The 22181-nt window shown below is 59.8% G+C and carries 22 protein-coding genes; 4 read left to right on the forward strand and 18 right to left on the reverse strand.

Annotation, left to right across the window (positions count from 1 at the left end):
* Nucleotides 1–86 precede the first annotated feature (86 nt).
* On the forward strand, nucleotides 87–1139 hold the full coding sequence (locus ACYZTX_RS22675) for an NAD(P)-dependent alcohol dehydrogenase (RefSeq protein ID WP_462035933.1): 1053 nt from the start codon (nucleotides 87–89) through the stop codon (nucleotides 1137–1139).
* On the opposite strand, the gene ACYZTX_RS22680 is transcribed toward ACYZTX_RS22675, so the two are convergent.
* The 6 genes from ACYZTX_RS22680 to ACYZTX_RS22705 all read right to left on the reverse strand — a co-directional run bounded on the left by ACYZTX_RS22680 (nucleotide 1136) and on the right by ACYZTX_RS22705 (nucleotide 7018).
* On the reverse strand, nucleotides 1136–1939 hold the full coding sequence (locus ACYZTX_RS22680) for an IclR family transcriptional regulator (protein WP_008152270.1): 804 nt from the start codon (nucleotides 1937–1939) through the stop codon (nucleotides 1136–1138). The genes ACYZTX_RS22675 and ACYZTX_RS22680 overlap by 4 nt on opposite strands.
* 60 nt (nucleotides 1940–1999) lie before the next feature.
* Entirely contained in the window at nucleotides 2000–3310 is a 1311-nt protein-coding gene (locus tag ACYZTX_RS22685) for an MFS transporter (protein WP_462035934.1), read from the reverse strand.
* A gap of 197 nt (nucleotides 3311–3507) precedes the next feature.
* Nucleotides 3508–4656: a galactonate dehydratase gene (gene dgoD / locus ACYZTX_RS22690; RefSeq protein ID WP_008152275.1), complete on the reverse strand. Its 1149-nt coding sequence runs from the start codon at nucleotides 4654–4656 to the stop codon at nucleotides 3508–3510.
* Nucleotides 4657–4704: 48 nt separating this feature from the next.
* Nucleotides 4705–5325, reverse strand: coding sequence for a 2-dehydro-3-deoxy-6-phosphogalactonate aldolase (locus ACYZTX_RS22695; protein ID WP_462035935.1), 621 nt, complete (start codon nucleotides 5323–5325; stop codon nucleotides 4705–4707).
* A 19-nt stretch (nucleotides 5326–5344) separates the two neighbouring features.
* Nucleotides 5345–6337 (reverse strand): 2-dehydro-3-deoxygalactonokinase, encoded by a 993-nt coding sequence (locus tag ACYZTX_RS22700; protein ID WP_462035936.1) that lies wholly within the window; start codon nucleotides 6335–6337, stop codon nucleotides 5345–5347.
* A 198-nt stretch (nucleotides 6338–6535) separates the two neighbouring features.
* Nucleotides 6536–7018, reverse strand: a complete 483-nt coding sequence (locus tag ACYZTX_RS22705; protein WP_462035937.1) for a GNAT family N-acetyltransferase — start codon at nucleotides 7016–7018, stop codon at nucleotides 6536–6538.
* A gap of 209 nt (nucleotides 7019–7227) precedes the next feature.
* Here ACYZTX_RS22705 and ACYZTX_RS22710 point away from each other — a divergent pair, with 209 nt between their 5' ends.
* Nucleotides 7228–8433 (forward strand): MFS transporter, encoded by a 1206-nt coding sequence (locus ACYZTX_RS22710; RefSeq protein WP_462035938.1) that lies wholly within the window; start codon nucleotides 7228–7230, stop codon nucleotides 8431–8433.
* Nucleotides 8434–8555: 122 nt separating this feature from the next.
* A complete protein-coding gene (locus tag ACYZTX_RS22715) occupies nucleotides 8556–8810 on the forward strand; it encodes a hypothetical protein (RefSeq protein WP_462035939.1) in 255 nt (84 codons plus the stop codon).
* 111 nt (nucleotides 8811–8921) lie between these two features.
* Here the strand turns inward: ACYZTX_RS22715 and ACYZTX_RS22720 are convergent, their stop codons facing one another.
* The 10 genes from ACYZTX_RS22720 to ACYZTX_RS22765 all read right to left on the reverse strand — a co-directional run bounded on the left by ACYZTX_RS22720 (nucleotide 8922) and on the right by ACYZTX_RS22765 (nucleotide 19769).
* Nucleotides 8922–9851: a PfkB family carbohydrate kinase gene (locus ACYZTX_RS22720; RefSeq protein ID WP_462035940.1), complete on the reverse strand. Its 930-nt coding sequence runs from the start codon at nucleotides 9849–9851 to the stop codon at nucleotides 8922–8924.
* Nucleotides 9844–11307 carry a purine-cytosine permease family protein gene (locus tag ACYZTX_RS22725; protein ID WP_462035941.1) on the reverse strand — a complete coding sequence of 488 codons (1464 nt, stop codon included), beginning with the start codon at nucleotides 11305–11307 and terminating at the stop codon, nucleotides 9844–9846. Before ACYZTX_RS22725 ends, ACYZTX_RS22720 begins: the two co-directional genes overlap by 8 nt.
* Nucleotides 11308–11538: 231 nt before the next feature.
* Nucleotides 11539–12537, reverse strand: coding sequence for an ADP-ribosylglycohydrolase family protein (locus tag ACYZTX_RS22730; RefSeq protein ID WP_462035942.1), 999 nt, complete (start codon nucleotides 12535–12537; stop codon nucleotides 11539–11541).
* Nucleotides 12534–13247, reverse strand: a complete 714-nt coding sequence (locus ACYZTX_RS22735; RefSeq protein ID WP_462035943.1) for a GntR family transcriptional regulator — start codon at nucleotides 13245–13247, stop codon at nucleotides 12534–12536. The genes ACYZTX_RS22730 and ACYZTX_RS22735 overlap by 4 nt, the downstream gene beginning before the upstream one ends.
* Before the next feature lie 186 nt (nucleotides 13248–13433).
* Entirely contained in the window at nucleotides 13434–14402 is a 969-nt protein-coding gene (gene araH / locus ACYZTX_RS22740; protein ID WP_462035944.1) for an L-arabinose ABC transporter permease AraH, read from the reverse strand.
* A gap of 9 nt (nucleotides 14403–14411) precedes the next feature.
* Complete coding sequence (gene araG, locus ACYZTX_RS22745) at nucleotides 14412–15953, reverse strand: L-arabinose ABC transporter ATP-binding protein AraG (protein ID WP_462035945.1); 1542 nt, start codon at nucleotides 15951–15953, stop codon at nucleotides 14412–14414.
* A 65-nt stretch (nucleotides 15954–16018) separates the two neighbouring features.
* Nucleotides 16019–17023 (reverse strand): substrate-binding domain-containing protein, encoded by a 1005-nt coding sequence (locus ACYZTX_RS22750; protein WP_076028215.1) that lies wholly within the window; start codon nucleotides 17021–17023, stop codon nucleotides 16019–16021.
* A 114-nt stretch (nucleotides 17024–17137) separates the two neighbouring features.
* Entirely contained in the window at nucleotides 17138–17956 is an 819-nt protein-coding gene (locus ACYZTX_RS22755; protein WP_462035946.1) for an SDR family oxidoreductase, read from the reverse strand.
* 196 nt (nucleotides 17957–18152) lie between these two features.
* Nucleotides 18153–19028: an SMP-30/gluconolactonase/LRE family protein gene (locus ACYZTX_RS22760; protein WP_462035947.1), complete on the reverse strand. Its 876-nt coding sequence runs from the start codon at nucleotides 19026–19028 to the stop codon at nucleotides 18153–18155.
* 24 nt (nucleotides 19029–19052) lie between these two features.
* Complete coding sequence (locus tag ACYZTX_RS22765) at nucleotides 19053–19769, reverse strand: FadR/GntR family transcriptional regulator (protein ID WP_462035948.1); 717 nt, start codon at nucleotides 19767–19769, stop codon at nucleotides 19053–19055.
* Nucleotides 19770–19980: 211 nt separating this feature from the next.
* Here ACYZTX_RS22765 and ACYZTX_RS22770 point away from each other — a divergent pair, with 211 nt between their 5' ends.
* Entirely contained in the window at nucleotides 19981–20853 is an 873-nt protein-coding gene (locus ACYZTX_RS22770) for an esterase/lipase family protein (RefSeq protein ID WP_462035949.1), read from the forward strand.
* A 61-nt stretch (nucleotides 20854–20914) separates the two neighbouring features.
* On the opposite strand, the gene ACYZTX_RS22775 is transcribed toward ACYZTX_RS22770, so the two are convergent.
* Both ACYZTX_RS22775 and ACYZTX_RS22780 read right to left on the reverse strand, forming a co-directional pair.
* Nucleotides 20915–21475 (reverse strand): DUF1285 domain-containing protein, encoded by a 561-nt coding sequence (locus tag ACYZTX_RS22775; protein ID WP_462035950.1) that lies wholly within the window; start codon nucleotides 21473–21475, stop codon nucleotides 20915–20917.
* 17 nt (nucleotides 21476–21492) lie between these two features.
* Nucleotides 21493–22101, reverse strand: coding sequence for a DUF4823 domain-containing protein (locus ACYZTX_RS22780; RefSeq protein ID WP_462035951.1), 609 nt, complete (start codon nucleotides 22099–22101; stop codon nucleotides 21493–21495).
* Between the last annotated feature and the right edge of the window lie 80 nt (nucleotides 22102–22181).

Genomic DNA, 22181 nt, shown 5'->3' on the forward strand with positions numbered 1-22181 from the left:
ACACCCGGAGTATTCGCCATGGCCGGTGACCGATGCGACGCCCAGAATGCACCACCTCACCTGTCACAGCTTTTGCGAGGTTCATCATGTACACCGCCATCGGATACGCCGCCCAGTCGGCCACCACTCCCCTCGCCCCCATGAAATTCGAGCGCCGCAGCCCACGGGCCGACGACGTTGCGATCGATATTCTCTACTGCGGCGTCTGCCATTCCGACATCCACCAGGCACGCAACGAGTGGGGCATTGCCGTCTACCCGCTGATGCCCGGCCACGAGATCGTCGGCAAAGTTACCGCGATTGGTTCGAACGTCACCCAGCACAAAGTCGGCGATCTGGTCGGCGTCGGCTGCATGGTCGACTCGTGCCGCAGCTGTGAAGCCTGCCAGTCGAACCTGGAGCAATACTGCCTCGAAGGTCCGACCATGACGTACGCCACCCCGGACCGGGTTGATGGCAGCAACACCATGGGCGGCTATTCCGACAGCATCGTGGTCAGCGAGCACTTCGTGGTGCGCATCCCCGAGAAACTCGACCCGGCCAGCGCCGCGCCGATCCTCTGCGCCGGCATCACCACCTACTCGCCGCTCAAGCACTACGGCGTGGAGGCGGGCGATAAGGTCGGGATTCTCGGCATGGGCGGCCTCGGCCACATGGGCATCAAGTTCGCCAAGGCGATGGGCGCGGAAGTGACGCTGTTCACCCGTTCGGCGAGCAAGGCTGAAGAAGGTCGTCGCCAGGGTGCGGACCACGTAATCGTGTCCACCGATGCCGATCAGATGAAGGCTGCGGCCGGCCATTTCGACTTCCTGCTGGACACCATTCCGGTGCAGCACGACCTCAATCCCTACCTCGATACGCTGCGTTTCGACGGCGTGCACATTCTGGTCGGGCTGATCGAGCCGGTAGATCCACCGGTCCACGCTGGCAAACTGGTGATGAGCCGTCGCGTATTGGCCGGCTCGCTGATCGGTGGCATCGCCGAAACCCAGGAAGTGCTGGATTTCTGCGCCGAGCACAACATCACCTGCGACATCGAAATGCTCGACATCCGCCAGATCAACGAGGCTTACACCCGCATGATCGCCGGGGACGTGAAGTACCGCTTCGTGATCGACATGGCGACGCTGAAGGTCTAAACCTTAGCGCCAAGCTCCGCCGACAGCCGGGCTGTGACTCCTTTGATCAGGGGAATCAGCTCGGCCATTTTCTCCAGCGGCATATACGGCACGGTGCTGGCGATGCTGATGCCGGCAACGATACGTTTGCTGGCATCGCGGATCGGCGCCGCCACGCAGCGGATCGACGGTTCGTTGTCTTCCAGATCGAAGGCGTAACCGCCCGCCACATACTCGACCATGCGCTGCTGAAACTGCTCCCAGGACTGCTCCGGGTGCTGCGGCCAGAACTGATTTTTCCCGCCCGCCGGCAAGCTGACTTCGTACAACCGCTGCCATTCTTCCTGCGTGTCATCGAGCATCAGCGCCTTGCCGATCCCGGTACGTGCCAACGGCATGCGATGGCCAACCCGCGAACGCATTTCCGGGCCATTGCGCCCCGGATTCTTGTGCAGGTACAGCACCTCGTCGCCTTCACGAATCGCCAGGTGAATGGTGTCACCGGTCAACGCCGACAACTCATCCAGATACGGCCCGGCCAGGGTCACCAGCGGCAGCTCTTCGCGCGCCTGGAAACCCAGTTCGATCAACTTCGGCCCCAACAGATAACCGACTTGCGGCACCACGCGCAGGTAACGCTCGTCCACCAGGCAACTGGCCAGACGATGGGTGGTGCTGCGCGTGGTGCCGATCAGCCGGGCGATTTCCTTGAGATCGCGGGCGCCACTGGCCACGGCCTGAACCACACCCAAACCACGAAGCAGTGTCTGGGTGCCGGTCGGTGCGGCGTCCTTGGCGATTTTTGGGGCGTCTTCCTGCATATCCAGCCTTTACCGTTGAGCGAGTGAACGGGCGGCATTATGGTCGCCCGATGGCTGCGACTACAACTTGATACGCTCGACCTTGCCTACCAGCAAGATGTAGGAAAGCGCACCAATCAACGCCAGAACCGAGATGTAGGTGATCGCCGGGGCAAACGAATCACCGGTGGCGAGGAAACCGATGACGATCGGCGTGGTAATCGCCGAGAGGTTGCCGATGAAGTTGAACACCCCGCCGGTCAATCCCAGCAATCGCGCCGGGGCCAGCGTTGAAACCAGCGACCAGGTGATCGAAGCCAGCCCGTTACCGAAGAATGCCAACGCGAGGAAGGCAATCACCAACGGTGTCGACTCAACGAAGTTGGCGCCGATGATCGAGGTGGAAATCAGCAGGCCGCCAATGATTGGCAACTTGCGAGCGAACCCCACGGTGTAACCGCGGCGGATCAGCCAGTCGGAAAAGAACCCCGAACACAGCACACCGACGAAGGCGGCAAGAAACGGCAGCGACGCCAACAGGCCGGACTTGATGAAGTCCATGCCGCGATATTTCACCAGGTAGGTCGGGAACCACGTCAGAAAAAACCACAACGTCGAGTTGAGGCAAAACTGGCCGAGGTAGATACCCCATAACTTACGTTTGGTCAGAACGATGCCGAGGTCGACCCAGCTGAATTTGGCTTTGACTTTGGCTTGCTCAGCCTGGATATCCACCAGCCCGCCACCTTCGCGGATCAGTTCGATTTCGGCGTCATTGGCGCCTTTGAAATCCCGTGGCTCGCGGTACACCGCGTACCAGATCACAGCCCAGAGAATGCCCACCGCACCGGTGCTGACAAACACCATGTGCCAGCCATATTGATGCTGCAGCCAGGCCAATACCGGTGTCAGGAACGCCAGACCGACGAATTGCCCGGAGGTATAGAAACCGATGGCTGTAGCGCGCTCGCGCTCGGGAAACCAGGTGGTGACCACACGGCTGTTGATCGGGTACGCCGGTGCTTCCAGTGCGCCGACCGCCATACGCAACACAAACAGTGCGATGAAGCTGGCCGCGAAGCCGAGCATCACCGTGGCGATCGACCATAACAGCAGCGCGACGCTGTAAAGAATCCGCGGAGGGACGCGATCCACCAGCCAGCCGCCGGGGATTTGCATCGCGGCGTAAGTCCAGCCGAATGCGGAGAAAATCAGACCGACATGAATCGGATCAATGCCCAGTTCGCTGGTCAGCGCCGGGGCGGCGATGGAGAGGTTGCTGCGGTCCAGGTAGTTGATCACCACGGTGATAAACAGCAGGACCATGATGAAAAAACGCTTGCGGCTGGGCGTCACCAACGACGCCTGCCCGGTGAGGGTTTGCGGTTGCATGGGGAATGCCTCTTCTTATGTTTATTGAGGTCGATGAAAAGCTTGGATTGACGCAGATCTTCCGGTCAATGGAGATCAAATGTGGGAGCGGGCTTGCTCGCGAAAGCGGTGGTTCATTCAACATTGATGTCGGCTGACACCCCGCTTTCGCGAGCAAGCCCGCTCCCACAAAGGGATTGTGTTGAGTCAGTGAGAACTCACCACTCGGCAAAACTGCCATCTGCATGGCGCCAGATCGGGTTGCGCCAGCGGTGGCCGACCGCCGCACGTTCAATTACATATTCCTCGTTGATCTCGATCCCCAGGCCCGGACCGTTGGGGATTTTCACGAAGCCTTTGTCGTAGTCGAACACCCGTGGATCCTTGACGTAATCCAGCAGGTCGTTGCTCTCGTTGTAGTGGATGCCCAGGCTCTGTTCCTGGATGAACGCGTTGTAGCAAACCGCATCAAGCTGCAAACACGCCGCCAGTGCAATCGGGCCCAACGGGCAGTGCAGCGCCAGCGCCACGTCGTAGGCTTCGGCCATGTTGGCGATCTTGCGGGTTTCGGTGATGCCGCCGGCGTGAGACGCATCCGGCTGAATGATGTCGACATAACCTTCGCTGAGCACACGCTTGAAATCCCAGCGCGAGAACAGCCGCTCACCGAGGGCAATCGGGGTGCTGGTCAGCGGCGCCAATTCTTTCAACGCTTCGTAGTTTTCGCTGAGCACCGGTTCTTCGATGAACATCAGTTTGTACGGATCGAGTTCCTTCATCAGCACCTTGGCCATGGGCTTGTGCACCCGACCATGGAAGTCCACACCGATGCCGACGTTCGGCCCCACCGCATCGCGCACGGCGGCGACGTTTGCCAGGGCCAGGTCGACTTTTTCGAAGGAATCGAGGAATTGCAGCTCTTCGGTGCCGTTCATTTTCACCGCTGTGAAACCGCGTTCGACGGCCTCTTTCGCAGCGCGAGCAGTGTCCGCCGGCCGGTCTCCGCCGATCCACGAATACACACGAATCTTGTCCCGCACCTGCCCGCCCAGCAAGTCGCTGACCGATACACCCAAGGCCTTGCCCTTGATGTCCCACAGCGCCTGATCGATACCGGCCAACGCGCTCATGTGGATCGCGCCGCCCCGGTAGAAGCCGCCGCGGTAGAGCACGGTCCAGATGTCTTCGATGTTGCGTGGGTCTTTGCCGATCAGGTAGTCGGACAATTCTTCAACGGCGGCGGCCACGGTGTGCGCGCGGCCTTCGACCACGGGCTCGCCCCAACCGGTCACGCCCTCGTCGGTTTCGACCTTGAGGAAGCACCAGCGCGGCGGAACGATGAAGGTGGTCAGTTTGGTGATTTTCATCTCGTTGTCTCTCTTATTAGATGCAGCGCGCTCGGCGCCAAAAAAGTCTTAACGCAGAGCGTTCCATGCAGCGACATACACCTTGGCGTTCACTGCCACTTCTTCCGGAGTCATGCCCGGTTTGAACAACCCGGAACCCAGTCCGAATCCTTTGACGCCAGCGTCAATAAACACTTGCATGTTGTCCGGCGTGATCCCGCCGACCGGTGCCAGAATCGTTCCAGCAGGCAGCACCGCGAGCCAGGCTTTGACGACTGCCGGGCCCATCTGCTCGGCCGGGAACATCTTCAGTACGTCTGCCCCTTCGGCCAATGCAGCGAAGGCCTCCGTCAGCGTCGCCACACCCGGCGACAGAAACAACCCCGCCGCTTTCGCTGCGCGCAACACCTTGGCATCGCTGTGAGGCATGACGATCACTTGGCCCCCCGCTGCTTTCACTTGCTCAACCTGTTCCGGCGTCAACACGGTGCCCGCGCCGATCAGGCAATCGGCGGGCAAGGTACTGCGCAGGATGCGGATACTTTCGTACGGTTCAGGGGAATTAAGCGGCACTTCGATGACGCGAAATCCGGCGGCGTAAAGGACTTCGCCGATGGCTGCCGCTTCTTGCGGGCGCAGGCCACGCAAAATCGCGATCAGACCGTTTTGCGCCAATGCTTGCTTGAGCATGTCAGACCTCCAGTCAGGTTTAACGGGATGCGTGTGATGTGATCAGTCCGGCGGCAACCGCCAACTGCCACAAGCCGCGTTCGGTGGCCTGTTCGGCCAGGGTCACCCGGGCAAATCCGCAGGCGTCGAGCGCCCGGCTGTAGCGGGCACAGAGTTGGCCATTACCGATGAGGATGATCGAAGGCAGATGAACGCTGTTGCGTCGGCGTCGCTGAACACTCGCCAACGCTGACAGTTCATGGCCGATCAACAGACCGGACAAGTAATCGGGTTGAGCGGTGGCGCTGAGTTCGCCCGTCAACCCGAGGCTGCGGGCACTGAACACTGTCGACAACGGCCCGATCTCGCCATCCGCCGACAGGGCAACCTGCACACCACGATCAAAGGCTTGGCCATCGAAGGACGCGCCCTTTTGCTGGGTGCGCCCCAGAATGCTGTGTTCGCTGAGCACGGCGAAGACTTCGCCGGTCATGACGGTATCGAAATGCACGATGCAGCCGTCGGCCACTTCCACCCATTTCGAATGACTGCCCGGCAGGCCGATCAACAGATCACCGCCCGCCTCGGCCGGTAAATTCTGCAATACGCCGAGCACCTGGGTTTCTTCGCCACGCATCACGTTCGGCAGGCGCGAACGCTGAATCACGCCCGGCACGATGTGCACATCGACACCGCGAAGACTGCGAACCGTTTGTAGGGAAGTTCCGAGATTGGCGACGTTCGCCGGCGTATCGCGGTAAGCCGCTTCACGCCAGCCTTGTGCGCTACCGACCATGCCACAGGCAATCACCGGCAAATCGGGCTGCGCGTCGAGCCAGTCGCCGCAGGCCTCATCGAAGGCCAGTTCAAAACCGTCGGTACATGCCTGACCCGCAATCATTCGCGGCGTCCTCGGCAGCTGCATGATGCCCGACGGCAGCGAACGCTGTTCGAGCACCTGGCCACCCGCGGCGAGTTTGTAAGCACGTAATGAGGTTGTCCCCCAATCGAGCGCGATCAATTGCGCCAGCATCGATTCACCTGTTTTGTTTATTGGCAGTGAGTGAGCTGGACTATAAACCTTGATGCGGCTAAATCTCAATATATAAATATCACTCCCATATTGTGGGACCAAGACAAAAAAAGATCGCAGCCTTCGGCAGCTCCTACATTGACCGTGTGTAAACCCGATCCTGTAGGAGCTGCCGAAGGCTGCGATCTTTTAAGAGAATCAATTACCCTCGGCAAACCCTCGCAACACCGCCCCATCCATCCGATACCGAACCCACTCTTCCTGCGGCTGCGCGCCCAACGACTTGTAAAACTCAATCGCCGGTTTGTTCCAGTCCAGCACACTCCACTCAAATCGACCGCAATCATTGGCGCAGGCGATTTTCGCCAGATGGCGCAACAAGGTTTTGCCGGCACCGCCGCCACGTTGTTCAGGGGTGATGTAGAGGTCTTCGAGGTACAGGCAGTTGCTGCCCAGCCACGTGGAATAACTGAAGAAGAACACCGCGAAGCCGATCGGCGAGCCGTCGCGCAGGCAGATCAGGCCGTGAGCGGTGGCGCCTTCGCTGAACAGGCTGCGCTCGATGTCGGCGACACTGGCGATGACTTCGTGGCGGGCACGTTCGTAGTCGGCCAGTTCAGTGATGAACCCGAGGATTTGCGGTGCATCACTCGGGGTCGCCGGGCGGATCTCGATCGTCATGGACGTGCCTTCGTCAAAAAGTGGAAAACGCCATACTAAGTCGGCGAGCGGCGCTCGTCACATGTGAAATCAAAACGTCATCCGTGGTGCCTGTTGAAGACCTTACTCCGGCCAGCGCTAACCCTGAAATCGATAACCTCAGACCTAACATCGACGCCTTGCATGATAGATAGATGAAGCTCTCTTCTATCGGGTCAAGGAACCGCGTCATGTCTAGCGCAACACCCCCAGTCTCCAGCAGGTTGTTCGGCCTGTTTTGCCTCGCCAGCTATTTGCTGTCGTTGTCCTACGGCTCGACCTTTTTGCTGTCGCTATTGATCGGTTCCCGCGGCGGCAACGAGCACGATGCCGGCAGTGTGATTTCGGCGGCAATGCTCAGCACCTTTGTCGCGGTCATCGTTTCCGGACACTTGTCCGATCTGCTCGGCGCCGCTCGATCGATTGCCCTGTTCGGCGTCTTGCTGGTGGCCGCCAGTCTGGGCTTCGCCCTGGCGCCAGGCTTCGGCAATCTGTTGTTATTTTTCGGGCTCTTGCTGGGGCTGGGTTGGGGCGTGTTCTACACCTTGGGGCCGATCATCGTGGCGAGTCTGGTAACGCCTGCCCAACGCGCGAAATACTTTGCGCTGCTGTCGGGCAGCATGATGACAGGGATCGGCAGCGGCCCCTTGCTGGGTCGCGCCGCGAGCGCCCTCGGGTATCCGATCACCGCGGCGTTTTACCTGGCGGCGCTGGCCAGCTTGATTGGCGTGTTGCTGTTCTGGCGATTGGATGTGCGCTTGAAAAAAGCGCCCGCCCACTTGGCAGCAGTGTCACGAATTTCCTGGCGTGCAGCGGCGCAAGTGCTGTCGTCCAGAGCGGTGTTCCCGATCATCATGGTTGGCCTCGGTGGTTGCGTATTCGGCGGTCTGTCGAGTTTTCAAACCAGCTACGCGGCGGCGCGTTCACTCGACTACTCACTGTTCTTCCTCGGCTTCATGAGCGCAGCGATCAGCAGCCGAATGCTGATCGCCAGCTTCGTGGTCAAGCGCGACCCATTCTGGGCGTCCTGCCTGCTGTCGGGCTTGATGATGGGTTCGATCCTGATGTTCGGTTTCGGCGTCGACGATGGGTTCAGCTACGTGCTGGCGGCAGTGATGCTCGGGGTCGGCTACGGGCTGACCTATTCGGTGATCAACGGCCTGGCGGCCAACGAGGCGCCAAACGGCACCACCGCACAATCCTTGCTGCTGTTCAGCCTGTCCTACTTCATAGGGGTGTTCGGTTTTCCGTTGCTGGCCGGAAAAATCATCGTCGAACACGGGATGTCGACGCTGCTGCTCACGGTACTGGCCGTGGCCCTGCTGAACTGGCTGATCACCGTCGGCCGGCTGGTCTGGCGCCGCGTCGTTACCCGCGAAGCGTTGCAGCAGGCCTAGACCGTTCGTCGTTCATCAGGCACCAATCCAAATCGGGGGCGCACCAACATCTGGTAAGGGCTCTAATTAAATGGAGAGTTCGCCGACGCGAGCGACCTATCAACATCCATGAAGAGGTAACCATGAACGTCGATAAAAACCTTGAGCAAGAAATCCTGACCCGTCTGCTGCATGCCCATCCAAGCGGTTTGGGCAAAGAGGTCCTGGACAATTACCGGGGGGAGAAAGTCGTGGCCAGCACCCTCGCCACGCTGCAGGATCGCGGTCTGATTCAACATGGGCACGTGACCTGCAACGAAGCAGGTGAGCATTCGTTGAGTTTGCCGATCAAACTCAGTGCCGCAGGGGTTGAAGCGGCGCGCAAGCTGGATACTTAACAGCTGAGGGCCTCATCGCGAGCAGGCTCGCTCCCACAGGGATCTGTGTACGCCGCAGATCAATGTGGGAGCGAGCTTGTCTCCGGGCGGCGATCCGACGAAGGCGATAGATCAGGCGCCAAAGGTCTTGCGGATTAACGCATCCACTTCGGCAATTCCCGGTGAAGTCGCCGGCCCCCACCGCGTAACCGCCAGAGCAGCAGCCGCATTGGCCCGCAGCGCCGCGTCAACCGACGATAATCCTTGCGCCAACCCGGCCAAAAATACCCCGACATGCGCATCCCCTGCGCCATTGCTGTCTACCGCCTCAACCTTGAAACCCGGCACATGCTGGCGGTCTCCACGCTGGTTGATCCAACACCCTTGAGGGCCGTCACGAATCACCATCAAGACGTCGGCCGGCAGATGATCGGCCAACCGGTTCAAGGCCTCGGCAATGTCCGACGTACCGGTAAACTTCAACGCTTCGACACTGTTGCTGGTCCACAGATCGATGCGTGCCAGCAAGGCTTGCATCAACGGCTCATCCGGCGAATCCACCAGCGGACCCGGATCGAACACCACCTTGATCGCTCTCGGTATATCCAGCACCCAATCCACCAGCGCCTGAGCTTTGCCGCCCTGCAGCAGGCTGTAGCCGCTGACGTAGACATAGTCCCCCACCTCTGCCGGCACGCTCGCCAAGTCCTCGGCGGTCAACTCACCTTCGGCACCGATATAGGAGATGAAACTGCGCTCGGCTGACGCTTCGGTGACCGCGACGCACAATCCCGTATCCCGCTCGGCGCGGTGAGTAATGCCGATCCGAATGCCTTCAGCGTTCATCGCTTCGCGGGCCAGGTCGCCGAAACGTCCGGTGCCATGGCGTCCGAGATAAACCACCGGCAAGCCATTGCGCTGGGCGGCAGCCATCACATTGAAGCCGCCGCCGGCCTCGAAACTGGCGGACTGCGCCAGTACATCGCCGCCCGAATGAGGCAGTTTATCCACGGCCATGACCAGGTCGATGATGACCTGGCCGGTGTGCAGCAACCTATGCATGAGCGTTCTCGGTCGCGGCGCGGCGATCCTTGGCCCCGCCGAGTACCCAATAAATCCCGCCGGCCACCAGGAACGTCACGATCCAGCCGAGGCCGTTATGGCCCAGCCAGGAGTCGGACAGGAAGCCGCGGAACCAGACGGTTTGTTCGGTCGTGCCGATGGTGGTGAAGCTGAAGCCCAAGACGATCGCCACCGCCCACGCACCAAAAGCGCGCCACTCAATACCGCCGCTGTACCAGTAAGCGCTGCTCGGGCTGACGTCCAGCAGGTCTTTGGGGCTGTAGTAATGACGGTGAATCAGGTCGACGACGAAGATCCCGACCCACGCCGTGATTGGCACCGCCAGCAACGAAATGAAGGTAATGAACGGACCGTAGAAACTGTCGGCGATCAGCATGAAATAAATCGAACCGGCGAAGATCGCGACGATATCGACCACCACGGCGTAGACACGTTTGACCTTTAGACCGAGGGTCAGCGTGGTCAAACCGGCGGAGTACACCGACAGGTTGTTCGACAGCAGCAACCCACCGAACGCGGTGATCAGGTACGGCACGGCCATCCAGGTCGGCAGCATGTCGCGGATTGCAATGATCGGGTCAGTGGCCGAGGCCAGGTCATTGTTGCCCACCGACAGCAGGCCGCCGAGGGTGATCAGCAACACCAGCGGAATCCCCGCACCGAACGCTGCCGACGCCACCAGGCGCACGGCTTTGACGCTGCGATGCTGATAGCGCGACATGTCGGCACCGGCGTTGGCCCAACCGATCCCGGTGCCAGCGGCCATGGTGCCAACGCCGATGATCATCGCACTCAACGGCGCGGGCGTTGCATTGAACACCGCGCTCCAGTCGATGGTGGCGCAGAGGAAGCCGCCCACCAGCAGGTTCAGCGCGCCGAACACGTAAGTCGCCCACTTCTGGATCACCAGCAACGTGGCGTGACCGAGGCCAGAAACCGACAACGTCAGCAACACGAAAATCGCGATGAACACCAGGGTCAGCAACGGTGCGCTTTTGGCTTCTACCGGCGAACCAAACAGGATCGAGCACAGCGACAGCAGCACGAAAGCTGCGGTGGTGGTGTTGACGGTTTCCCAGCCCAATCGCGACATCAGCGAGACCAGGGTCGGCCCGATGTTGCCGCGTACACCGAAGATCGCTCGCGACAGGGTCAGGCTCGGCGCACGGCCACGACGACCGGCGATGGAAATGATCCCGACCACCGCGAAGGACCCGGCGGCCCCTAGGATCGCGACGATGATCGCCTGCCAGATCGCCAACCCGCGAAACGCCACCAGCGTGGCACCCAGTGGCAGGCCGAGGATAGAAATGTTGGCCGCGAACCAGACCCAGAACAGTTGCAGCGGATGACCGTTGCACTCCGCTTCCGGCACCGGCTCGATGCCACGGGTTTCCAGTTGCCCGGCGCTTTGCCCGGCGTTCGATGAACTCATGTGAAATGCTCCTGTTGCCTTTGTTGTGGTTGTGGGCAATGACGGAAGACAAAACGACATCCCGGCTGTCCTGGCCAAGTCAGTGCGATCCATTGCGATGAAAAAATTTGAGTGCGCGGTGCGTCCTTCGCGAGCAAGCCCGCTCCCACATGGATCTCCTGAGCACACAAATCTTGTGCATGACACAGATTAAGTGTGGGAGCGGGCTTGCTCGCGAAGGCGTCAGTGCAATCAGCGCAAAGCTAAAAGCCCTTGCACCAACGGTTCCAGCTCGAGGTCGTTAACGGTTTTGACCTGTTCGATCATCGCCACCGGCCAACTCCCAAGACCCAGGCAGGCCCCAAGCATCGCGCCGAGAATCGCCGCGATGGTGTCAGTGTCGCCGCCAAGGCTCGCGGCCATGCACAGCGCTTCGAAGGCGCTCATTTCACCAATGGCCACTTGTTGCGCCAGGGCAAACGAAACCACCACCGATTCCTGCGAAGCCACTGAAGTGCCAATCACGTCGTACATCAAATCCGCCAGCAGCGCCTTGTCGCTGTCGACGCTGAGGGTCCGCGCCCAGCTGATGCGCGAGGCTATTCGCCCACCCGCAACCCAATGGCCATGGCTTTCAGCTTGCTGGGCGATTTGCTGGCCGAGGTTCAAGGCTTCGCCCAGGTCCATGCCGTTGATCCCGGCCGAGACCACCGCCGCCACCGCTGCCGCGCTGGAAATGCCTAGCGTGGTGTTATGGGTGACCTGGCAAGCCTGCACGACAGCGTTGATGAAACGTTCCGGATCGGCGACATCCGCCGCGATCCCCACCGGCGTGATGCGCATTGCTGCGCCATTGGTAGTGCCGTAGCGTCCCGCCTCCTCCGGTGATTGGCCGGCAAGGATCATCTCGATGGCACGTTTGGTCGAAGGCCCGAGCAAGTCTTGCGAGCCCTTGGCCTGCATCCCGGCTTCCCATTTGATCAACCGTTGCGCAAGCACGGACGGTTCGATCCGGCCCCCGCCTTCAACCAGCAAATGGCCGACCAGAATCGCCTGTTCGGTGTCATCGGTGATTGAGCCTTTGGGCATGTTGGCTGCAATCGGTTGATCCGGGCCTGCGTCTTCCAGGGCAGTGATTTCACCGAAGCGCGCCTTGATCTCGGCGCGGCTCAGGGATTGAGTCGGCATGCCCAGCGCATCGCCCAGGGCCAGTCCATAGAACGCCCCCAAGGCACGGTTGAGCGCGGTCATTTTGATTCTCCAAACTGCAGATGCAGGCGGAAGTGCACCGGGTCGAGCAAGCTTTCGACCTGTTCCATGAAGCGGTTTTGACGGTCGTACGTGGTGCGCAAGGCCTTGAGGAAAACCGTGCCGACAGGACGACCGAGCAGTTCGGCGTCTTCGGCGTTCAAGGGTTCGGCACCGATCCATTGATCGCCGCGCTCGCCGATGTAGCCATAGGCGGCCAGGGTGATGGTCAGGGAGTTATCGATCAGGCCGACCCGCGGCAGGCTTTCCAGGCCCCCGGTGGCGGGCATCAATGAGCGTTCAAGGGAGACCAGCTTGCCTTCGTTGGAACGGCGGCGACGGTCGAGGGTGATGAATTGGTCGGTGCCGAAACGCGGCATCAGGTCAGGACGGGTGACCGCCTCCAGCCGCAGCACTTCGGTATTGATCAGCGCCCCGCTGTCGGCCAGGGCCTGGGCCCAGCCGCTGCGCTGATCGAGTACTACACCGTCGAAGGTGACGATGGATCCCACTCCGCTTTGCGTCGCGATGTAGTTGCGCCGTTTCAACTCAGCCAGGGCTTCGCGCAGCGTGCCGCGGCTGACTTTGAATTCTTGAGCCAACTGATGCTCGCCCGGCAACAGAAAGCCGTCCTCCATGAGGCCGCTTTCGATGCGCCGGATGAGTTCGTCGACCACCCGTTGTTTCTTGTCAAATCGTACCTGTCTAATCATGTACAACGTGATAACCGAAACGGGTCACAGCGAGCAAGGAATATTTAAGGGAGGTGACAAAAGGGATCGGGACCAAAAGATCCCCCTGTGGGAGCGAGCCTGCTCGCGAAAGCGCCGGTACATCCAACATCTATGTATCAGACAGACCGCTTTCGCGAGCAGGCTCGCTCCCACAGGTAATGGGGGTTAGCGTTGTTTTAGGCGGTCAATCACGACAGCCAACAGCAAGATCGAACCCCGAATCACATACTGGTAAAACGTATCGATGTTCTTCAGGTTCATCGCGTTCTCAATAATCGCCAGAATCAACACCCCGGCAATCACATGCCGAATCATGCCGATCCCGCCACTCAACGACACCCCGCCCAACACGCAGGCAGAAATCACCGTCAGCTCAAAACCCTGGCCAATCATCGGCTGGCCGGAGGTCATGCGCGACGCCAGAATCACCCCGGCCAACGCCCCGATCACCCCGTGCACGGCGAAAATGATGATCTTGGTTCGGTCAACGTTCACCCCGGCCAACAGCGCCGCTTCCTGGTTGCCGCCAATGGCCATGGTGTTGCGCCCGTAGGTGGTGTAGTTCAGCAGCCAGCCGAAAAACAGGAAGCAGACGATGGTGATCAGAATCGGCACCGGCACACCCAACAACTGGCCGTTACCGAAGACGAAGAACTGCTCTTGCGACACGCCCACCGCTTTGCCGTTGGCGAAGATGTAAGCCAGGCCGCGGACGATCTGCATGGTCGCCAGCGTGGTAATCAACGCATTGACCCGCAGCTTGGCGATCACGATGCCGTTGATCAACCCGACAATCAGCCCCATGCACAGCGCCGCAACCACACCGAGAAACACGCTGTCGGTGTCGCGCATCACCACCGCGGCGACCACGCCGGCACAGGCAATCACCGAACCCACCGACAAATCGAAGTGCCCGGACGCCAGGCAATACAACATGGTGCAAGCGGCAATCCCCGTCGTCGAAATCGCCAGGCCCAGGCCGCGCATGTTCAGCGGTGAAAGGAAGTTGTCGATCATCAAGGTGCAGAGCACGAAGATGCCGACAGCCGCCAGCAGCATCACCCAATCATCGAGAAAGCGCCGCAGGTCCAGAGGTTTGCGCTGGGTGGGCAAAGCGTTGTTTTGGATTGTCATAGTCACCTCTCAGTTCGCCACGCCGTCAGCGCGTTGGCGCGGCAAAGCCAGTTGCAGCAGGTTGGATTCATTGGCCTCTGCGCGAGACAACTCGCCGCGCATCGCGCCTTCGCAGAGCACCAGGATGCGGTCGGAAATACCCATCACTTCCATCAGGTCGCTGGACACCACAATCACCGCGATGCCGCTAGCGGCCAAGTTGTGGATGATCTGGTAGATCTCGGCTTTGGCGCCGATGTCGATGCCGCGCGTCGGTTCGTCGAGCAGCAGGACTTTCATCGGCATCGACAGCCAGCGACCGAGAATGGCCTTCTGTTGATTGCCGCCCGACAGGTACATGATTTTCTGCGCCGCGTTGGGGGTCTTCACTTTCAGCGCTTTGATCTGCTTGTCGGCGTTGTCCTTTTCCCACAGGCCACGCAACAGGCAGCCGAAGGTGGAGTGGGCGCCGCGGGCACTGATGTTGATGTTCTCGGCGACGCTGGCGAGCGGCAGGATGCCCTCCTTCTTGCGGTCCTCGGGGCACAGCAGAATCCCGGCGGCAATCGCATCGCGGGGTGAACGCAACTTCAGTTCATGACCGCGCAACTCCAGGCGGCCGGCGGTGTTGCGCTCAAGGCCGCTGAGCATGCGGAACAGCTCGGTGCGACCGGCGCCGACCAAGCCGAACAACCCGAGAATCTCGCCTTTGTGCACCTCGAAACTCACCGGCTCACGCAAACCCGGCCCCAACAAACCGTCGACCTTGAGCGCCACCGCGCCACGTTGACGGTGGCGGTAATCGTAGATGTCCTGAATGTCGCGACCGACCATGCAGGTCACCAACTGATCGTGAGTCAGTTCGCTCATGTCCTCGAACGTGCGCACAAAGCGACCGTCCTTGAACACCGTCACCGCGTTGCAGATGCGGAACACTTCTTCCATGCGATGGGAGACGTAAAGCACCACTTTGCCTTCATCGCGCAGGCGACCGATGATTGCCATCAACCGATCGATTTCCCGTGCCGACAGGCTGCTGGTCGGTTCGTCAAACGCAATCACATGCGCACCACGGGACAAAGCCTTGGCGATTTCCACCAGTTGCCGCTGACCGAGGGACAGGCGCCCTACTTTCTCTTGCGGATCGATTTCATCGGCCAGGCCTTTGAGGCAGGCCAATGCCTGTTGCCGCAATACGCCGCGATTGATCAGGCCGAAACTGGCCGGCAGATGACCGAGAAACAGGTTCTCTGCCACGGTCATTTCCGGGACCAGGTGCAGCTCTTGATGGATCACCGCGACGCCACTGCCGATGCTGTCGGCGGTGGACTTGAAAGCCATCGTCTGCTCGCCGATCTGCAGGTCGCCGCTGCTCGGGGTGTAAGCACCGCCGAGGATTTTCAGCAGGGTCGATTTACCGGCACCGTTCTCGCCCATCAAGGCGTGAACCTGTCCCGGGTGGGCGACGAAGCTGATGCCATCCAGCGCCTTCACCCCGGGAAAGGTCTTGCCGATCCCGTTGAAGCGCAAGCCGCCGGCATTGTGTTGTTGTGTTTTTGATTGCGCGTGCATAACCCACCTCTTCACACAGATCAGGCGGCCCCGTCGCCAGGGCCACTGATGAAATCAACCGGCCCTCAGTTCCAGAGGCCGATCTTTTCCAGTTCCTGCTTGAAGTTCTCGCGAGTGATCAGCGTCACGTCGTCCATCGCGGTGTACTTCGGCGGTTCTTTGCCGGTGGTGACCCACTCGTACATCATGCTGGCGGTGTTGTAGCCCTCGATGTGCGGGCTCGGCAGCATCGATCCGAAGAAGCCGCTGTTGGCCTTCTTCAATTCGCCGATGGCGTCGGTGCCGTTGATGCCGATGCCGATCACATTGGCCGCGGCAAAACCGGCGCTTTCGGTGGCGCGCACACCGCCCAGCACGGTGTTGTCGTTCATGCCGCCGATGATCAGGTTTTTCGCTGCGCTCGGCAGTTTCACCAGCGCCGAGTTGGTGGCGTCCATGCTGCCGGGTACGTCGAGGGTTTTCAGGGCCGAGAACAGAATGTGGTCTTTCGGCATGCCGGCGTCTTCCAGCGCTTTGACTGAACCGTCGGTGCGTTTCTTGCCGGTGTCGAGTTCGTTGAAGGTGTTGATCACCGCGTAAGTGTCTTTCCAGTCCCAGCCACGTTTCTTCGCTTCGGTGGCCATGGCGCTGCCCTGCTTCTGGCCGACTTCGAACGCTGCCATGCCGAGGTACGGAACATCTTCCATGAACTTGCCGCTGGCATCGACGAAACGGTCATCGACGGCGATGACTTTCAAACCGTTGAGCTTGGCCTTGGCCATGATCGCAGGTCCCAGGGACACGTCTGGCGGGCAGATCACGAAGCCCTTGGCACCGTTGGCGGCGAGGCTGTCGATGGCCGAGAGGGTTTTCTCACCGTCCGGCACAGCGATCTTGATGACGGTGAAGCCCTTCTCTTTCCCGGCCTTTTCGGCGAACGCCCATTCGGTCTGGAACCAGGGCTCTTCCGCCTGCTTGACCAGAAAACCGATCTTCACTTCCTCGGCCGCCAGCAACGAACTGCTCAGGCTGACCGCGGTGACCGCCAAAGCGGCACAGCACAGGGAACGGATCCCACGACGACGATTCATAAGCTGACTCCTTGTTATTTTTTTTGAGCGTGATTTGAAAGCCGGTGCAGCAAATAGTCATATCGTATGATGATTGGATTTCAGACGTAGTTCCGCGCCTGAAACCCGATTGATTCAGTCGTGGTACATGACCGAGCGACCACCGTCGATGGTGATGCACGAGGCATTGATAAACGGCGCTTCATCGCTGGCCAGGAAAACGGCCGTCATGGCGACTTCGATCGGCTGCCCGATGCGACGTGGCGGATGCAGATCGAAGGCGCGCTGACGCTCGGCATGCGGGTCGGCAAAGGCGTTCCAGTAATCGACGTTCAGTTGGGTTTCGATGTAGCCCGGCGCGATGGCGTTGACGCGAATGCCCTTCGGCGCATATTCGATGCCCAGGGCGCGGGTCAGGCCGAGCAAGCCATGTTTGGCCACCGGGTACGGAAAGCAGCCGGGAATGATGTGAGTGGAATGGGTCGAGGCGATGTTGATGATGCTGCCGATGCCCTGTTCGATCATCTGCGGCAGCACCGCTTTGCAGCCATACCAGGCGCCGTCCAGGTCGATGGCGAAGCAGCGGCGCCAGTCTTCCTCGGTCATTTCCAGCGGATCGCGGAACACATTGACCCCGGCGCAGTTGACCAGCACGTCTATCCGGCCGTGAAGCTCGATCGCCAATTTAGCCATTGCGTGCAGGTCTTGTTGCCGGGATACGTCGGCCGTGATCGCCTGAACATCAAAGCCTTTGTCCCGCCAGTGAGCCGCGACTTTCTCGACTTTCTCACCCTGGATATCGCTGATGATCAGCGTGGCCTGCTGGGAAGCGAACGTCGCGACAATCGCCTCGCCGATACCCTGAGCGGCACCGGTCAGCAGTACGACCTTGTTTTTCAGTCGCTCACCCTTCGGCGGCTCGGGCACCGGTGGCAAGGAAAGAGGTTCAGCCATGGGTCAAAACCCCTTTTTGAAGGCATGGCAAAAACCGGGCATCGGTCGATGTCCGGTCAAAAGGCTTTTTGGAAAATCGCTGCATCACTTCACCTGTTTTGTTTTTTTAAGTGTGAGTGCGTGTAACTGATGCCGGACTATAAACCCGACTCTCTCATAATCTCAATATATAATTTTACATCCCATATTTTGGGATTTAACCGGCAAATCTCTGACAAGCTTTTCCGGGCACATCGACTCGAATCGACAGCAACGCGCCGTCCAATGGATGGTTGAGCGGGCTCGCGGCACTGGTGATGTAGAGGGTTTTCAGGTCTTCGCCACCGAATACGCAACTGGTGGGGCGGCTGACCGGCAGTTCGATTACGCGATCAACCTGCCCGTCCGGGGTCAGCCTGAGTAGGCAACTGCCGTCCCAGCGCGCGTTCCAGATATACCCCTCGGCATCCATTGCCGAGCCATCAGGGCCGCCGCGTTCATGGGGCCCGAACCAGACCTGGGCCGGGTCGAGGTTGCCGTCGGTGCGGATGAAATACTGGTAGAGCGTGCTGTCGAGGCTGTCGGCGAAATACACGGTGGTTGCGTCTGCGCTCCACAGCAACGTGTTAGGGATGCCCAGCCCTCGAAGCAACGGCGTGACCCGTGCATCGCGATCGATGCGAAACAGGCCACCGGAACGCCGCACGATGGGCAAATCTTCGCCCTGCTCGCCGATGTTGTTCTGCATGGTGCCGAGCCAGAGCCGGCCCTGCGCATCGCAGCGGGCTTCATTGGCACGATTGCCGGGTTGCGGGTCGGCGACGCAAAACAAGGTCAGTCGTGGTTCCAGGCCGGGAGAATCAAGATCGAGTCGATACACGCCGCTGTTCAACGTCACCAATGCATCGCCGCTTTCGCAAGGGATGAAGGCAGACACGTGCTCGGGCATCTGCCAGATCTGCACGTTGGCGCCAATCAGCCGCAGCGCCTGTTGACCGGCGATATCAACCCAGTACAGCGCCTGGGTCGGTGTGTCCCAGAACGGGCCTTCGCCGAGCTGCGCGCGGTGTTCGGTAACGGCAGTCCACGTCATGAAACCTCCTGCTTTTTATGGTTGTCAGCTGGCCTTCTTGTCGGCCATGACTTGCGGGTAAAAACGCTTGATGGCCAGGTCGGCGTTATCGATCAGGGTCATGCAGGCCCAGACACCCCGCGCGGTATCCCGGGCGGCAATGGCCTCGGCCATGTCTTTGTGGATCGGCAGCGTGCGGCGCAGTTCGTCCGGGTCGGCGGCGGACACTTCGAAAGACACCGCCAGCAGTGCGCCGAGGGCCGGAACCATTTGTTCGATGAATTGGTTGTGGCTGGCGGCGAGGATGCACTCGTGGAAGAACTGGTCGGCACGGTTGTAATCGACGCCGCTGTCCACTGCCCGCTCCAATGCGTTGTAAGCCTGAAGGATGGCTTGAACCTGCTCGACGGTAGCGCGCTCGCACGCCCAGCGTACGGCCATCGGTTCGATGGTGCGGCGCAGGTCGAGCAAGTCGTCGACGAAGTTTTCCGGCAAGCCGCTGCGCGACAGCCAGCCTACGACTTGCGGATCGAAGAGGTTCCAGCGCCGCACCGGCAACACCCGCGTACCGACTTTTGGCCCGACTTCGAGCATGCCTTTGGCGACCAGGGTTTTGATGGCTTCGCGGATTACAGTGCGGCTGACACCGAGTTGCTCGCCCAGGTCGGCTTCGACCTTGAGGGTCTCACCTGGTTTGACCTGCCCCGTGGCGATCCAGCAACCCAGCCAATCGACCGTCGACGAATGAAAACTGCTGGACATGGACACCTCGATTCAGGGACGGCACAAAGCCGTTCGCGATGGGTGTCCACGCTAATCATCATACGATTGGCTGTCAATTTGAATTTTTCTGTTTGACGGCGTCCAGGCGATCAATTTGAACGAATCCCTATTGTGACCTACGGTTAGCCACGACAGATCAAGCAGTCAATAGCATCTGTACCACTAAAGTCAGCTATCGACAGGTATAAGCATGAACATGGATGCGTCTACGCAATACCCGATTGTTTTAGTCCACGGCCTTTTTGGCTTCGATAAAATTGCCGGCTATCCCTACTTCTTCGAGATCAAAGAAGCCTTGGAACATGCAGGCGCCAAAGTGTTTGCCGTCAACATTCCAGCCGTTAACGGTAACGAGGAGCGCGGTAAAAAACTGCTCGAACACGTCAACCGTATTTTGCAGGAAACGGGAGCCGCCAAGGTCAATCTGATCGGGCACAGCCAAGGTCCACTGGCCGCACGCTACGTAGCGGCGCTACACCCGGAAAAGGTCGCATCAGTCACTTCCGTCAGCTGCCCCAATCATGGCTCCGAGATTGCCGACCAATTGCATAAGGCGCTGACGCCTGGAGAGTTGCCTGAAGCGCTCGTTTTAGCCCTGTTCAAAGCAGTTGGCTCCTTCATTTCGTTGATCAGCGGTCATCCGCAAAACCCTCAGGACGCTCAAGCGGCTTTCGAATCCCTGACCAGCGCAGGATTGGCCGCTTTCAATCTCAAGTACCCGCAAGGGATACCGGAACATTGGGGTGGGGAAGGCAACGAAATTGAAAACGGCGTGTATTACTACTCTTGGAGCGGGATCGTACAAAACTTTCAAAGCCTGCAACCCCTCGATCCGTCCCACTTGAACTGTATCGTGCTGTCGAAGCTATTTTACAAAGAGAAAAACGCCAACGACGGGCTGGTCGGTCAATACAGTTCGCACCTGGGGAAAGTGATTCGCTCGGATTACCCGATGGACCATTTTGACGCAGTCAATCAGATTGCAGGGGTCGACAGCTGGAATGTCAACCCGGTGAAGCTCTACCTTGACCATGCCGCTCGGCTCAAGAGCAAGGGTTTGTAAGCCCAATGACAGCGGCCCGCTTAATAGCGGGCCGTTTTCCAGAACACAGCAACTCAGCGAGTTACGGCTCAAGCCCGATGGGGAAGAACTCGCCGCCGCTCCACACGCCTAGCCAGCGTTGCCCGTCGATCTCGCGTGTGACGGCCAGCTCCACCAATTGGTAAAACACGTTGCGGTGGATCAAGGCTTCTAAGTTGGTGCGAACATGCACGTAGGGTGCAGGCTCCTGCGTTACCGGGTCGATCACCACGCGCATGGGGTGTTCGGCACCGGCCTCGGCGGTCTCATCAACATTGGTGGTGAAGCGCAAGACTTGGGCTTCGCCCTCGCCCTCCACGTCCACGGCAATCGCCACGAAGGGCGCATCGTCGACCTTGATGCCAACTTTCTCGACCGGGGTAATGAGGAAGTAATCGTCACCATCGCGGCGAATGATGGTGGAGAACAGCTTGACCATCGGCTTTCGCCCGATCGGCGTGCCCAGGTAATACCAGGTGCCGTCACGGGCGATACGCATGTCGATGTCGCCGCAAAAATCGGGGTTCCACAGGTGGACTGGCGGCAAGCCTTTGGTTTTGGGGATTTGCCCCAACAGATCGTTGGCTTTTTGCGGGCCACTCATGGCGTTCTCCTTTTCAATTACTGGTCGCTGAGCCCCAGCAGGCTGCGCGCGTATTGTTCCAGCGGCGGGCCCATCAGGTCCTCTGGCTTTTTGTCGTGGAACGTCAGTAAACCGCCACGACTCTTGATGCGTGCAGTATCAATCAAATACTGGGTGCTGGTCTCGATCAACATGATCTGAATCACGCCGCCGTCGATACCGAGGCGATCCAGGGCCTCCTGATCCAGCCACTCATCCGAGTTGCCAATACGGTCGTCGGACCTGGCGAACCGGGTATAGAGCAGGTAATGGGCACCGGCGGCACGGGCTTCGCCCATGGCTTGATCAAGGCCTTGCGGGGCACGGGCGCGGCGAACCATAGGGAAGTATTCGACAAAACCATTGAAGGCGACTTCGGCTATCACGTTAGGTCGTGGGTAGACAGCACTGCCTGGTGGCACAAAGGCGCCTTGGGCGATATACACGAAAGAGTCCGGTTGAATGCGCAGGTTATTCACACGACGACTGTCGCTATGGTCGAGCAGCCCCGCATCGCTCATGTGGTAGCGAGTCCCTTCAGCCAGATCGCTGACATTCATGCAGCCACCAAACGCCAAAACGGCCAGCAGCAAAACCAGGCTACGCATCCTACCCTCCAGAGGCCGGTGACGGAAAACCGGCGAATGGCCATGGGATGCAGCTTCCGCGCCAGCTCGGGAACATCAGC

The sequence above is a fragment of the Pseudomonas sp. MDT1-17 genome (assembly GCF_054898105.1).